The organism is Marinobacter sp. CH_CUG1437-1, assembly GCF_037029655.1.
Taxonomy (GTDB): domain Bacteria; phylum Pseudomonadota; class Gammaproteobacteria; order Pseudomonadales; family Oleiphilaceae; genus Marinobacter; species Marinobacter salsuginis.
On sequence record NZ_JAYMEW010000001.1, the window covers coordinates 675,060 to 689,871 of the forward strand.

Genomic DNA, 14,812 nt, shown 5'->3' on the forward strand with positions numbered 1-14,812 from the left:
CGGGGTTGATCGGCGGATTGATTCAACTCAAAAAAACAGACGGTGGTGCTTTGACTGCGGATATTGCGGATGGTCAGGCCGAGTGCTTTTTCCCTGCTGGCAAGCTCTCTTCCGGGACAAACACATCCCGAATGGAAAGGGCCTGGCCGTCGGCGTCCTGAACTTCCACCGTGTGAATCGGTCGACCGGTGGCGCGGTCGCGCAGGTCGAGGGGGGGCTCGTCTGGAGCCGGATTCCATTTATCCCCCCACTGACGAAGGGCAATAACCACCGGAAAGAGGTCCCGGCCCTTTTCGGTCAGGCGGTATTCGAAACGTGATCCATGCTCGCCCACGTCAACTTTGCGCAACACGTCATTGTCCACCAGCCGTGCCAGACGATCGCACAGGATATTCTTGGCAATGCCCAGCTCCTGCTGAAAATCGACGAAGCGCCGGGTGCCATACATCGCGTGCAGCACAATGAGGAGGGACCACCAGTCACCCACTTCATTGAGGGCGCGGGCGACGGAACAGCTGGAATCATCAAAACGTTTTCTGGCCATGTCCGGAGTGTACCGAATAGGGTTGCATTTTAAAACCAGATTCAATAGGGTTGCTTTACGAAACCAAATTAGTGAGGTTGCACATTACCATGAGCATGAATCTTGGACCGCTATTCGAACCCTTTGAACTCCACAACCTCAAACTGCGCAATCGTGTGGCCATGGCGCCCATGACCCGCAACTTCTCGCCGGATGGTGTTCCGGGGGAAAACGTGGTGGCCTATTACCGTCGTCGGGCCGAGGCGGGTGTTGGCCTGATCATCACAGAAGGCACAACCGTGAATCACCCGGCTGCCAATGGCTATCCGAACGTACCGGCGTTCCATGGATCTGAGGCCCTCGAAGGCTGGAAGAACGTGGTAGACGCGGTACACGAGGCGGGTGGTGCGATTTTCCCGCAGCTGTGGCACGTGGGCGCGGTCAGAAAGGAAGGAACACCACCGGATCCGTCGGTTCCGGGCTACAGCCCCTCCGGTCTGTTTGCCCCGGGCAAGCCCAACGGCAAGGCCATGACCAAAGAAGACATTGAAGACGTGATCACCGCGTTTGCCGACGCAGCCCAGGATGCCAAAGCCCTCGGTTTTGACGGCGTGGAGATCCATGGCGCCCATGGTTACCTGCTGGACCAGTTCCTGTGGGAGGGCACCAACCAGCGCGATGACGAGTACGGCGGCAGCCTGGAAAATCGCCTGCGCTTTGTGGTCGAGATTGTGGAAGCAGTGCGTCACCGGGTAGGCCCCGACTTCCCGATCATGCTGCGCTTCTCCCAGTGGAAGCAGCAGGATTACGAAGCCAAACTGGTTCATAGCCCCGAGGAACTCGAGCGGTTCCTGAAGCCTCTGGTGGAAGCCGGTGTGGACATTTTCCACGCATCCACCCGCCGTTTCTGGGAGCCGGAATTCGAGGGCTCGGATCTGAACCTCGCTGGTTGGACCCAGAAGCTTTCGGGCAAGCCCACCATGTCGGTAGGCAGTGTCGGGCTGACTGAGGATTTCATCAGCGGCACTTTTGCCAGCAAGCAGGAAGCGGTTGAGAAGGCCGGTATCGATGAACTGGTGGAGCGGATGAACAACCACGAGTTTGAGCTGATCGCCGTTGGTAGGGCACTTCTGCAAGACCCTGAATGGTTGATCAAGGTTAAAGAAGGCCGCCTGAACGAAGTGGAATCCTTCGCCAAGAAGTCCCTCGCCAAACTGTATTGACTATCCCCTTCGATCGGACGATCGACACTTGCCGCAGTGCCTTCGGGGCTGCGGCTTTTTTTATCCGATGAACCTGTCGTCTTCGTAATCGCGTCTGCTCAGAGACACGTTATGATGGATGAAATTCACCCGAATATGAGGGATCAGTATGTCGATGATTAGTTCGATGAAAGCGCTGTCTGTGGCACTTGTGATGGTTGCCATGGTGGGTTGTGCGACCGTTGGTAAAGACTTTGCCACCCACAATGTCGACCAGATCCAGATTGGTGAAACCACGCGAGCCGATATCCAGGAGTTGTTCGGCGAGCCGTGGCGTACCGGTATCGAGGATGGCAAACGCACCTGGACCTATGGCAAGTACAAGTGGTCTGCCTTTGGTGATGCGGAAACCACCGACCTGGTCGTTCGGTTCAACCAGGACGGCACTGTCTCGTCTTACGTTTACAACACGACTGAGTAATCACTGAGGTAAACAGGCGCGGGGCTGGCTCAGCCCCGCAGACCTGACACCAGCTTGTCGATGCTTTCCTTGGCATCGCCGAAGAGCATGCGGGCGTTATCCTTGAAGAAGAGCGGGTTCTCCACCCCGGAATAACCGGTGGCCATGCCTCGCTTGAGAATAACCACCTGATGAGCCTTCCAGACCTCCAGCACCGGCATGCCGGCAATCGGGCTGCCCGGATCCTCGGCGGCGGCCGGGTTCACCGTGTCGTTGGCACCAATCACCAGTACCACGTCGGTATCCGGGAAATCCTCGTTGATCTCGTCCATCTCCAGCACGATGTCATAGGGCACATGGGCTTCTGCCAGGAGAACGTTCATGTGTCCGGGCAGGCGACCGGCGACCGGGTGGATGCCGAAACGCACGTTCACACCCTTGTCCCGCAGGATCTTGGTCATTTCGCTGACGCCGTTTTGGGCCTGGGCCACCGCCATGCCGTAACCGGGCACGATGATCACCGACTGGGCGTTGCGCAGCTCTTCACAGACGTCGTCGACACTGGATTCGTGCACCGTCTGGTCGGCATCGGCGGCCGCCGAACTGCTGCTGGTCTGGCCGAAGCCACCAAGAATCACGCTGATGAACGAGCGGTTCATGGCCTTGCACATGATGTAGCTGAGAATGGCACCACTGCTGCCCACCAGGGCACCGGTAACAATCAGAAGATCATTACCCAGCATGAAGCCGATGGAGGCCGCGGCCCAACCGGAATAGCTGTTGAGCATGGAGACCACTACCGGCATATCGGCACCGCCGATCGCCATGATCAGATGAATACCGAGGACGGACGCAATGGCTGTCATCAGAACGAGCGCCACGATGCCCAGGGCCATGCTGTCGGTACCGAGGAACCAGGCGCCCAGAAACACGCAGACAATAACGGCCACCAGGTTCATCATATGCCGGCCGGGTAGGGTCAGGGCCTTGCTGTCGATGCGACCATCGAGCTTGCCACAGGCAACCAGGGAGCCGGTGAAAGTCACCGCGCCAATGAAGATGCCAACGTAGACTTCCACCAGTTTGATGGTGTGCTCGGCACCGGAGGTGGCAATCAACGGCTCGATGTAGCCGGAAAAGCCGACAAACACGGCAGCCGCGCCCACGAAGCTGTGCAGCAGGGCCACCAGTTGTGGCATCTGGGTCATTTCCACCTTGTTGGCGATGGCAATGCCAATGCCCGCACCCAGCAACACGGCAATCACGATCGAAACGATACCGCCGTCAACACTGGCCAGGGTTGCGCCCACGGCGATGATAATGCCGGCGACCCCGTAAAGATTGCCGCGCCGCGCGGATTCCTGGTGGCTGAGACCACCCAGGCTGAGAATGAAACAAATGCTTGCGACCACGTAGGCCACGCTCACCAGTCCTGTGCTCATATCGGGCGCCTCCTACTTGCGGAACATTTTGAGCATGCGATGGGTGACCCGGAAGCCGCCCCCCACGTTGATGCTGGCGATCAGCACCGCGACAAACGCCATGATGCCGACGGCAATGTTCTCCGCCTGGGCCAGGTGCAGAATGGCGCCGATAACGATGATGCCACTGATCGCATTGGTGACGCTCATAAGTGGCGTATGCAGGGAAGGCGTAACGTTCCAGATGACCTGCCAACCGATGAAGCAGGACAGAACAAACACCGTAAAGTGTTGCAGGAAGCTCTCCGGTGCGTGAGCGCCAACGCCGTAGAGGGCGAGGGCCGTTACAACCAGAAGAACGGTTTTGCCAATCAGGCTTTTGCGATCGGCGTCTTTCTTGGCCGCTGCCTTGTCGGCGGCCGAGGGTTCCTCGGTGCCGGGTGCAGGCTTGGGGCTGACCGGCGATTCCGGTTTTGGTGGCGGCCAGGTGATGTCCTCCTCGTGCACCACCGTCAGGCCCCGGATGACTTCGTCATCCATGTTCACCACGGGTTTGCCGTCTTTCTCGGGGGTCAGCTCGGTAAGCAGGTGCACCAGGTTGGTGGCGTAGAGTTCACTGGCCACCTTGGCCATGCGACTGGGCAGGTCGGTGTACCCGATCAGGGTAACGCCCTGATGGTGCGCCACCTTGCCTGGCTCGGTGAGTTCGCAGTTGCCGCCGCGCTCGGACGCCAGATCCACGATGACACTGCCAGGCTTCATGGATTTCACCATATCGGCCGTGATCAGTTTCGGCGCCGGCTTGCCGGGAATCAGGGCGGTGGTGATGATGATGTCCACTTCTTTTGCTTGTTCGGCGAACAGCGCCATCTCCGCCTTGATGAACTCGTCGCTCATCTGCTTGGCGTAGCCGCCACTGCCGCTGCCATCCTCGTCCTCAAAGTCCAGAACCAGGAACTCGGCCCCCATGCTCTCGACCTGTTCCTTCACCTCAAGACGGGTATCAAAGGCCCGCACGATCGCGCCCATGCTGTTGGCGGCGCCGATCGCTGCGAGGCCTGCAACCCCGGCACCGATCACCATAATTTTCGCCGGAGGTACTTTGCCTGCGGCGGTGACCTGGCCGGTAAAGAACCGCCCGAAGTGGTTGGCCGCTTCAATCACCGCCCGATAGCCGGCAATGTTGGCCATGGCACTGAGAGCGTCCATTTTCTGGGCGCGGCTGATCCGGGGCAGGCTGTCGATGGCGAAAGACGTAATTTTTCTGGCCGCCAGCTTTTCCAGCAATTCCGGGTTTTGCGCCGGCCAGATGTAGCTCACCAGAAATGCGCCCTCCTTCATCAGATCCGCTTCGTGCTTGCCCAGTGCCGGATTCTCCATGGGCGCGCGAACCTTCAGGATGAAGTCGGCCTCTTTCCAGAGAGAGCTGGTATCCGTTGCGATGGCTGCCTCGACTTTCTCATAGGCAGTATCGGAGTAGTTCGCGGCTTCGCCGGCGCCGCTTTCAACGATCACCTCGTAGCCGAGCCCGATCAACTTGTGAACAGAGGGTGGCGTCGCGGCTACTCGCCGCTCGTCCTCAAAGATTTCCTTGGGGATACCGATTTTCATTATTGGTGTGCCTCCGGATTTCCCGATCAATCACTTGTTCTGGTTATCTACATACTAGTGCAGGTTGCCAGATCTGCCCGGAAAGCGGAGTTATCGCAGGTTTTTCAGCCGTGTTTCAGGGCGAGGCGTTCGACTTCTGTCTGCGACAGGTGATCAAGCATCGCCCCGCGGAACTGCCGATTGATGAAGTGCTCGGTTTCGGTCTGGATGGTTTCCCGCTGGGCGGGTTTCTCGATGTAATCCATGGCCCGGAACAGGATGTAGCGGATCGTCATGCGGGAGATTTCATGAATGGTCTCGGGCGGCACGGCGCTCACCAGCTGCCGCTCGATAATATCCTCCGCCATTTCCCGGGCGCTGGCTTCAAGTTGTGATTCCAGGGCACGGCGAAGTATCGGGGAAGGGCCGTGGAGTTCCCGGACAGCCACCGTAGTTGCCGCCGGATTGGCGAGAAAGTAGTGATACACGAACGCCACCGTATCTCGCGATGCCTGTTCGGACGAGTCCGCCATCTGCCGCAAATCCCGGACGCCGGCTTTCATCTCTTCGGCAATGTAGCCCAATACCGTCAGCCCAAATTCATCCAGACTCTTGAAGTGCCGGTAAAACGTATTCGGATTCAGCCCCGCCTCCCGGGCAAGTTCCCGCAGTCCCAGAGACGTCAGGCTCCGGGTTTCGGTAATCAGCCGAAGCGCCGCCTGAATGAGTTTGAGTTTTCCGCCGGTTAATCCGTTCATCTTTTCCTCTTGGTGGGGTGCAAGAGCGGCTGTCGGGGCCACCTTCCCACAAACGGCCAGCCCCCAAAACCAGAGCCGGCCGAACAGGCCAAGCATCAGTCAACGTAGGCCATTCATTGCCAAGTCGGTATACGGCTGTCTACCAACCTGTGTATACATGTGTCTACCGGTCATGATGACTCGCCGGATAACAACAGACAAGGCCAGGCAGGCCAACACAGGAGTGCAGCAATGACACAGAACACACAGATCGCCATCATCGGCACCGGCTTCTCCGGCCTCGGCATGGCCATCAAACTCAAGGAAGCCGGCTACAACGACTTCGTGATCCTGGAGCAGAGTGACGACATTGGCGGCACCTGGCACCAGAATCACTACCCGGGGTGTGCCTGTGATGTGCAGTCTGCACTCTACTCCTTCTCCTTCGAGCAGAACCCCAACTGGAGCCGGATGTATGCCCAGCAGCACGAGATCAAGGCCTATCTGAAGCACTGTGCCGAGAAATACGGCCTGATGAAGCACATCCGCCTGAACACCCATGTGGCCGGGGCGCGATTTGACGAAAACCGACAGCGGTGGACCCTTGAGACCAGTGATGCACCTGCGCTGTGGGCGTATATGCAGGACAAGGGTATGAAGCCTGGAGAGCGGTTGGATCGCACCGATGAAAAGCTGCCCGAATTCACCACGTTGAAGGCCGATATCCTTGTTTCCGGGATGGGGGGATTGAGTACGCCAGCCTATCCGGAGATCAAGGGAATCGAGTCCTTCACGGGCAAGCGTTTCCACTCCCAGGATTGGGATCACGACTACGATCTGCGCGGCAAGCGGGTGGCGGTGATCGGCACCGGGGCTTCTGCCATTCAGTTTGTGCCGGAAGTGGCGAAGCAGGCGGCACGGGTGGACCTGTACCAGCACACGCCGCCCTGGATCATGCCCAAACCCGATCGGGCCATCCGGCCGCTGGAGAAACGACTGTTCCGGGCGTTCCCGCAAACACTCAATGCCTTCCGCCAGAGTATCTACTGGTCGCTTGAGGCGCGGGTGCTGGGCTTTGTGGGCAATCCGCGGATTCTAAAGCTGGGTGAGCTGCAGGCCCGCCGGCATATCCGTAGCCAGATTCCGGACAAGGCACTGCGCAGGAAGGTCACCCCGGATTTCCATTTCGGCTGCAAGCGGGTGCTGATTTCCAACAACTACTATCCGGCGCTGGCACAGGACCATGTGGATGTGGTGACCGAGGGTATCCGTGAGGTTCAGGGCAACACCGTGATCGACGGTCAGGGCAATGAGCGGCAGGTGGATTGCATCATCTACGGAACCGGTTTCCGGGCCCAGGATCCGATCCCTGCGGGCATGATCTTTGGCCGCAATGGCCAGGACCTGCTGGATGCCTGGAAAGACGGCGCCGAGGCTTACAAAGGCACCACCGTCAGTGGCTTCCCGAATTTCTTCATGCTGATGGGACCGAACACCGGTCTGGGCCACAGCTCCATGGTGTATATGATCGAGAGTCAGATCCAGTACGTGCTGGATGCCCTCCAACAGATGCGCCGGCAGCAGTGGACCAGCATCGACGTGAAACCGGATGCTCAGAGCCGTTACAACGCCTCTGTTCATGCCAGGCTGGGCGACTCCGTGTGGCAAACCGGTTGCAAGAGCTGGTACGTGAATGAAAACGGTAAGAACACCACACTGTGGCCGGGCTTTACGTGGCAGTTCCGGAACCAGACGCGGCGCTTCGACTCAGAGCAATACCTGTGTAAAGGCGCGAGTGACAGCGTTTCCGGAACTGAGACTGCCATGGCTGTCTAGCGTCGGATTTTCGGGGGCATCCGGTCGGGTTTCGTGGTAGTTAAGTTGCGTTTTGGCCCGAATGGCCAATACTTGAAGCAATGGTCTTGCCGGTATCGGCCAAGGATGTCCCCCGATGAAGCTGTTTCACTGCGGCCGATGCGCCAACCTGCTGTATTTTGAAAACTGTCGTTGTACCAGTTGCGGGTCTGGCCTCGGCTTTGCACCCGATGTCATGGACTTGCTGGCTATCGAGCCAAAAGATGATGGCACCTGGGCGGCAGTCGCCCGGGGCGATCTTTACCGGCTCTGTGGCAACTACCAGAGCCAGGGCACCTGCAACTGGCTGATCCCTCAAACCGACCCTCACGCTTTCTGCGTTGCCTGTCGCCTCAATCGCACTATTCCCGATCTCAGTGTCCCCAAAAATCAGGATCTCTGGCGCCGTCTTGAGAAGGAAAAACGGCGCCTGGTGTATTCCGTGTTGCGTCTCAAGCTGCCCTGCGAACCCAGGAACGAAGATCAGTACGGCATGGCATTCGATTTTCTGGCCGACCAGCCGGCGATGTTTGACGAGCGGTCGAAGGTAAAAACCGGCCATGCCAATGGCGTGATCACTGTGAACATTGCCGAGGCGGACCCGGTGGAACGGGAACGGATGCGCAGCCAGATGGCTGAACCCTATCGCACCGTTTTGGGGCATTTCCGCCACGAATCCGGCCATTACTACTGGGATCTTCTGGTCCGGTCCGGGCCATGGCTCGGACCGGTCCGGGAGATGTTTGGCGATGACACCAGAGACTATAAACAGGCGATGGACCAGCATTACCAGTACGGCCCGCCGGGTGACTGGCAGAGCTGGTACATCAGCGCCTACGCCAGCAGCCATGCCTGGGAAGACTGGGCCGAGACCTGGGCACACTACCTGCATATGGTGGACACATTGGAAACGGCCTGGCAGTTCGGCCTGCGACTGCATGCCGAACAGAGCCCGACGCGCAGTGAACTTGATCCTGCCTTTGATCCTTATCAGGCAGACGACTTCGATGCGCTGATCAAGCACTGGTTTCCCCTCACGCTCGCACTCAACAGCCTGAACCGGAGCATGGGGCACGAGGACGCCTACCCCTTCGTGCTGGCAGCTCCGGTGGTCGAAAAGCTCCGTCTGGTGCACCGAATAGCACGCGGTGGTTAACGAAAGGACCCCAAATGAAAAAGAACAAATCTATAGACTGGAAAAATTACGATCCAAATGACTTCTACGATGAGCTGATCGCTGCAAAGGGGAAGCCCCGACGCGCGGCCACGGCGATTACCGACTACCTGGGCAATCTCGGTTCAGAGGAAATCCAGGCACGCCAGCAAGCGGCCGAGCTGGCGATACTGGAGATGGGGATCAGCTTCACCATCTACAGTGAGGGCGAGAATATCGACCGGGCCTGGCCGTTCGACATCATTCCCCGGGTGATCTCGCTCCGCGAGTGGGAGACCATTGAGCAGGGACTTGCCCAGCGCCTGACCGCCCTCAACATGTTCATCAATGACATCTACAACGATCAGAACATCGTCAAGGACAAGGTGATCCCCAAGTACGTGTTCGCCAACTCCAAGAACTTCCGCGAGCAGTGCCGGGGCTTTACGCCACCCCTGGGGGTCTGGGCCCACATCTGCGGATCGGACCTGGTACGGGACAAGGACGGCAAAGTGTATGTCCTGGAGGACAACCTGCGGGTTCCCTCGGGCGTTTCCTACATGCTGGAGAACCGTCAGCTCACCAAGCGGGTGTTCCCGGAGCTGTTCGACAACACCAGCATCCTGCCGGTGGATGACTACACCAATCAGCTGTTCGACATGCTGGCGTCAATCTCGCCCCGGCCCCAGGATCACCCGAAGATTGCGGTGCTCACGCCGGGTATTTTCAACTCCGCCTATTTCGAGCATTCCTTCCTGGCCCAGCGCATGGGCGCCGAACTGGTGGAGGGAGCTGACCTGGTGGTGGGTGAGGACGATTGTGTCTACATGCGCACGGTCGAGGGACTGGAGCGTGTCGATGTGATCTATCGCCGAATTGATGACGACTTCCTGGACCCCGAGGTGTTCCGGGCGGATTCCACTCTTGGTGTACCAGGGCTTATGCGGGCCTGGCGCAACGGCAAGGTTGGTCTTGCCAATGCGCCCGGTGCCGGCGTGGCCGATGACAAGGTGATCTACGCCTTCGTGCCGGACATGATCCGCTACTACCTCGATGAGGAGCCGATCATCCCGAACGTGCCCACCTATATGTGCGTAAACAAGCAGGATCAGGAGTATGTGCTTGAGCACCTCGACGAGCTGGTGGTGAAGCCGGCGAACGAATCCGGGGGCTACGGCATGCTGGTGGGGCCGCATTCCACCAAGAAGCAACGCACCGAGTTCGCCCGCCTGATCAAGAAGAACCCGCGCAATTACATCGCGCAGCCTACGCTGAGCCTGTCGGTGGCGCCCACCCTGTGCGACGAGGGGTTGGCGCCACGGCATCTGGATTTGCGGCCTTTTGTGCTGCAGGGCGTGCGAACCTATGTAACGGCCGGCGGGCTGACGCGGGTAGCGATGCGCAAGGGCTCCCTGGTGGTGAATTCCTCCCAGGGCGGTGGAAGCAAGGATACCTGGATCGTGGACGAGGAGAACTGATGTGCTGTCACGTGTAGCGGAAAGACTGTACTGGATGGCCAGATACCTTGAACGGGCCGAGAACAACGCCCGGATGATCATGGCTTTCAATTCCCTGGCGCTGGATATGCCCAAGGAGACCCAGCTGTCCTGGAAGGGGCTGGTGGCGGTGACGGGCATGGGCGCGTTGTTTGACCAGCACCACCAGAAGGCCGATGAGCGCAACTGTGTGAAGTTTCTGATGGCCGACAGTTACAACCCGAGTTCCATCGCCTCCTGCATCAAGGCCGCCCGGGAGAATGTGCGCACCACCCGGGACCAGGTGCCGACCGACGCCTGGGAAGTCATCAATGAACTTTACCGTTACATCCAGGAGCACATCGACCAGGGGGTGGGGAAACGGGCGCGGTACGAATTCCTGAACGAGATCGTCGGTCGCTGCCAGATGCTCAATGGTTTGCTGGCCGGTTGTATGAGTCATGACGAGGGCTACGACTTCATCCGGGTGGGTCGCAACCTTGAGCGGGCAGACATGGCCACCCGTCAGATTGAAGTGGGCGCCCTGCAGTTCCTCGATGGCTGGGACGGCACGGAAACCTACGGCGGGCTATTGTGGACCAGCGTTCTGCGCTACCAGAGTGCCTTCCAGATGTACCGCCACAACGTGCGGCGCAAGGTCAGCGGGCCCCTGGTTATTCGCTTCCTGCTTCAGAACGAGCCGTTCCCGAGGTCTGTGCTGCATAGTCTCAGTGAGGTCGCCGGTGCCCTGGGCCGCCTGCCGAGGAACGAGATTCCGCTGCGCACGGCGCTGCAGGCGGTCCGTCACACCCGTGAAGGCGACGTGGATGCGTTGATCCGCAAGGAGGACGTGATCCTGTTTCTGGAGAACCTGCAGTTGGAGATCGGTGAGCTTCACGACGACATTGCAGAGACCTGGTTTCCTGTCTACGAGACAGCCTGAAACTCCCAACACTATTCGCCTGCGAGATAGGTTCCATGTCGATTCACGTTGCCCTGAGCCACACCACTCACTATCGCTACGAGCGGCCCATCACCCTGGGGCCGCAGATCGTTCGTTTGCGCCCCTGTCCACATGCGCGAACCCGAATTCTCAGTTACTCACTGAAGGTTGAGCCGGAAGGTTACTTTCTGAACTGGCAGCAGGACCCGCAGGCCAATTATCTGGCCCGGCTGGTGTTTCCGGAAAAGACGGACGAGCTGAAGATCACGGTGGACCTGGTTGCCGAGATGGCGGTGATCAACCCGTTCGATTTCTTCCTGGAACCCCGGGCGGAGACCATTCCCTTCGAGTATGAGGAATGGCAGACGGCGGAGCTGGCGCCTTACTTGCAGAAATTGCCGGAAACACCGGAATTTCGGAAATGGATGGCCACCATAGACCGCAAGGAAACGCCCAGCGTCGATTTCCTGGTGGGCGTAAACCAGCGGCTAGCCAACCGGATTGATTATCTGATCCGGATGGAGCCGGGCGTGCAGACGCCGGAAGAGACCCTGAAAAAAGGCTCCGGATCCTGTCGGGACTCCACCTGGCTGCTGGTCCAGACGCTTCGGCACCTTGGGCTGGCAGCGCGGTTCGTCTCCGGTTACCTGATTCAGCTCAAGGCGGACCTGAAAGCACTGGATGGCCCCTCGGGCGCGGAGGAAGACTTCACTGACCTGCACGCCTGGTGCGAGGTCTTCCTGCCCGGCGCCGGTTGGGTGGGACTGGATCCCACGTCTGGCCTGTTTGCCGGGGAAGGTCACATTCCGCTGGCCTGCAGCCCGGATCCGTCTTCGGCCGCGCCCATATCCGGCATGGTGGAGGACTGCGAGGTCGAATTCGAGCATCAGATGGGCGTCCAGCGCATCTGGGAAGCGCCGCGGGTGACCAAACCCTACACCGAGGAGCAGTGGCAACGCGTCGTGGATCTGGGGCATGAGGTGGACCAGCGCCTGACCGAGCTCGATGTGCGTCTGACTCAGGGCGGTGAACCCACTTTCGTGGCCAATCACGACCGTGATGAGCCCGAGTGGAACACCGAGGCCATGGGCCCCACAAAGCGCAAGAAGGCCATTGAGCTCTATCACCGGATGCGGGACCGCTATGGTGCCGGTGGGCTGGTGCATTTCGGCCAGGGCAAATGGTACCCGGGAGAGCCGCTGCCCCGGTGGTCACTGAACTGTTTCTGGCGCAAGGATGGCGAGACGATCTGGCATGACGAGCGTTGGCTGGCGGACGAACGCACGGAAGGCAAGGCAGGCCCTGAGGAGGCTCACCGGTTTTTGTCGGCCCTGGCGACGGAACTGGGTGTTGATGAAAAGCACCTGTTCCCGGGGTTCGAGGATGCCTTTTATTACCTTTGGCGGGAACGACGGCTGCCGGTCAACGTCGATCCCTTTGATGCCAAGCTTGAGAATGCCCTTGAGCGGAAGCAGCTTCAGCAGATTTTCAGCCGGGGTCTGGATGAGCCCGTCGGCTACGTGCTGCCACTGCGTGTTTCCGAAAAGGAGAAGGCCTGGGAGACCGGACCCTGGTTCCTGCGCAGTGAGCGTTGCTACCTGATTCCGGGCGGCTCCCCCATGGGCCACCGGCTGCCCCTGGACAGTCAGCCCTGGGTGGAAGAAGCGGATTACCCCTGGATCCACGAACAGGACCCGTTTGCCCCTCGCGGGCCCTTGCCTGTCAGCGAACAGATCCGTCAGTGGAACAGCCACAGCCAGGCTGGCCAGCCGTCTTCGGAGCTGGAGCCACCTGTCAAAGGCAAGTCGGCACCCGAGATTGTCCGTACAGCCCTTTGTGTGGAGCCCCGGGATGGCATCCTTCGCGTCTTCATGCCGCCGCTGGCGGAGCTTGAGCCTTATCTTGCGCTGGTCTCGGCCATCGAGAAAACCGCTGCAGAGCTCAAACAGCCGGTCTTGCTGGAAGGCTATGAGCCACCCTCCGACCCACGGTTGAGTCATTTCCGGATTACGCCGGATCCGGGGGTGATCGAAGTGAATGTACAGCCGGTCAAGACCTGGGATGAGCTGGTTGAACAGACCGAGACGCTCTATGCAGACGCCTACGAATGCCGGCTCACGTCCGAGAAGTTCATGATGGACGGCCGTCATACCGGCACCGGTGGCGGCAACCATTTTGTGTTGGGTTCGCAAAAGGCCGAGGATTCTCCGTTCCTGCGGCGCCCGGATCTGTTGCGCAGCCTGATCAGCTACTGGCATAACCATCCCAGTCTGTCCTACCTGTTTTCCGGCCTGTTCATCGGCCCCAGCTCCCAGGCCCCCAGGATTGACGAGGCCCGTAACGACCATGTCTTCGAAATGGAGCTGGCCTTCAAGGAGATGGAGCGGCTCTGCCCGGTGGGCAAAAAAGTCGCGCCCTGGGTGGTGGACCGCTTGCTCCGGGATCTGCTCACGGATGTCACGGGCAACACCCATCGAGCCGAGTTCTGTATCGACAAGCTCTATTCCCCGGACGGTCCGGGCGGGCGTCACGGTTTGCTGGAGCTGCGTGCCTTCGAGATGCCGCCCCATGCCCGCATGAGCCTGACCCAGCAGCTGCTGTTGCGCGCGCTGGTGGCACGCTTCTGGGAGCAACCCTACAAGCCGCCAGAGCTGGTGCGTTGGGGCACCCAACTGCACGACCGTTTCCTGCTGCCCCACTATGTCTGGCAGGACTTCGAAGATGTGATCGACGATATGAAGGCCCGTGGTTACCCGCTCGAGAGTGAGTGGTTCGCGCCCCATTTCGAGTTCCGGTTCCCCCGGATCGGCGATTACAAGGTCAAGGGCATCACCCTTGAGCTGCGTTCGGCCCTGGAGCCATGGCATGTCACCGGTGAGCACGGCGCAATTGGCGGTACTGCCCGTTACGTGGATTCCTCACTGGAGCGTTTGCAGGTGAAGGTGCGCGGCGCCGCGCCGGATCGCTACCAGATCACCTGCAATCAGGTGCCGCTGCCACTTCAGCCTACCGGCATGGTGGGTGAATCGGTTGCTGGTGTCCGTTACCGGGCGTGGCAGCCGTCGCAGTGCATGCACCCTACCATCGGGGTGGATGGGCCGCTGGTGTTTGATATCGTGGATACCTGGAATGAACGCAGCCTGGGCGGGTGTGAGTATCACGTGACCCATCCCGGTGGCCGGAATTTCGAGACGCTGCCGGTGAATTCGTTCGAAGCTGAAGGCCGCCGTATGGCCCGTTTCTTCCGGATGGGCCACAGCTCAGGCCAGCAACCCCTGCGGCCGGTGCCGGAGCACCGAGAGTTCCCGTTCACCCTGGATTTGCGGTATCACAAATAACATGTGGGAACTTACCGTTTGATACTGGCTCAGGGGACTGTAAAGCGGCTATGCTTCCAGCTCACTGACCAACGGAGCCTGAATTCACGGTGGCGAAGCAGCGCGCAGTAACTGAC

At 59.5% G+C, this 14,812-nt stretch carries 11 protein-coding genes; 7 read left to right on the forward strand and 4 right to left on the reverse strand.

Features of this window, described 5'->3' with window-relative positions:
• Positions 1-73: 73 nt before the first annotated feature.
• Complete coding sequence (locus WA411_RS03080; RefSeq protein ID WP_153634124.1) at positions 74-544, reverse strand: winged helix-turn-helix transcriptional regulator; 471 nt, start codon at positions 542-544, stop codon at positions 74-76.
• Positions 545-633: 89 nt separating this feature from the next.
• On the opposite strand from WA411_RS03080, the gene WA411_RS03085 reads away from it, so the two are divergent.
• Positions 634-1,746, forward strand: coding sequence for an NADH:flavin oxidoreductase (locus tag WA411_RS03085; RefSeq protein WP_136629928.1), 1,113 nt, complete (start codon positions 634-636; stop codon positions 1,744-1,746).
• Between the two features lie 154 nt (positions 1,747-1,900).
• Positions 1,901-2,206, forward strand: a complete 306-nt coding sequence (gene bamE, locus WA411_RS03090) for an outer membrane protein assembly factor BamE domain-containing protein (protein WP_291905798.1) — start codon at positions 1,901-1,903, stop codon at positions 2,204-2,206.
• Between the two features lie 29 nt (positions 2,207-2,235).
• On the opposite strand, the gene pntB is transcribed toward bamE, so the two are convergent.
• From pntB to WA411_RS03105, 3 genes are all read right to left on the reverse strand, one after another.
• Positions 2,236-3,627 carry a Re/Si-specific NAD(P)(+) transhydrogenase subunit beta gene (gene pntB / locus WA411_RS03095; protein WP_153634122.1) on the reverse strand — a complete coding sequence of 464 codons (1,392 nt, stop codon included), beginning with the start codon at positions 3,625-3,627 and terminating at the stop codon, positions 2,236-2,238.
• 12 nt (positions 3,628-3,639) lie between these two features.
• The gene (locus tag WA411_RS03100) at positions 3,640-5,217 is read right to left on the reverse strand and encodes a Re/Si-specific NAD(P)(+) transhydrogenase subunit alpha (protein WP_291904767.1); all 1,578 of its coding nucleotides are present in this window, start codon (positions 5,215-5,217) and stop codon (positions 3,640-3,642) included.
• 104 nt (positions 5,218-5,321) lie between these two features.
• A complete protein-coding gene (locus WA411_RS03105; protein ID WP_291904765.1) occupies positions 5,322-5,954 on the reverse strand; it encodes a TetR family transcriptional regulator in 633 nt (210 codons plus the stop codon).
• Positions 5,955-6,185: 231 nt separating this feature from the next.
• Here WA411_RS03105 and WA411_RS03110 point away from each other — a divergent pair, with 231 nt between their 5' ends.
• From WA411_RS03110 to WA411_RS03130, 5 genes are all read left to right on the forward strand, one after another.
• On the forward strand, positions 6,186-7,769 hold the full coding sequence (locus WA411_RS03110; RefSeq protein WP_291904763.1) for a flavin-containing monooxygenase: 1,584 nt from the start codon (positions 6,186-6,188) through the stop codon (positions 7,767-7,769).
• A gap of 115 nt (positions 7,770-7,884) precedes the next feature.
• Positions 7,885-8,943, forward strand: coding sequence for a zinc-binding metallopeptidase family protein (locus tag WA411_RS03115; protein WP_069182334.1), 1,059 nt, complete (start codon positions 7,885-7,887; stop codon positions 8,941-8,943).
• Positions 8,944-8,957: 14 nt separating this feature from the next.
• Entirely contained in the window at positions 8,958-10,418 is a 1,461-nt protein-coding gene (locus WA411_RS03120) for a circularly permuted type 2 ATP-grasp protein (RefSeq protein ID WP_069182333.1), read from the forward strand.
• Between the two features lies 1 nt (position 10,419).
• Positions 10,420-11,358: an alpha-E domain-containing protein gene (locus tag WA411_RS03125; protein WP_069182332.1), complete on the forward strand. Its 939-nt coding sequence runs from the start codon at positions 10,420-10,422 to the stop codon at positions 11,356-11,358.
• A gap of 35 nt (positions 11,359-11,393) precedes the next feature.
• Complete coding sequence (locus tag WA411_RS03130) at positions 11,394-14,696, forward strand: transglutaminase family protein (protein WP_291904760.1); 3,303 nt, start codon at positions 11,394-11,396, stop codon at positions 14,694-14,696.
• The last annotated feature ends 116 nt before the right edge of the window (positions 14,697-14,812 follow it).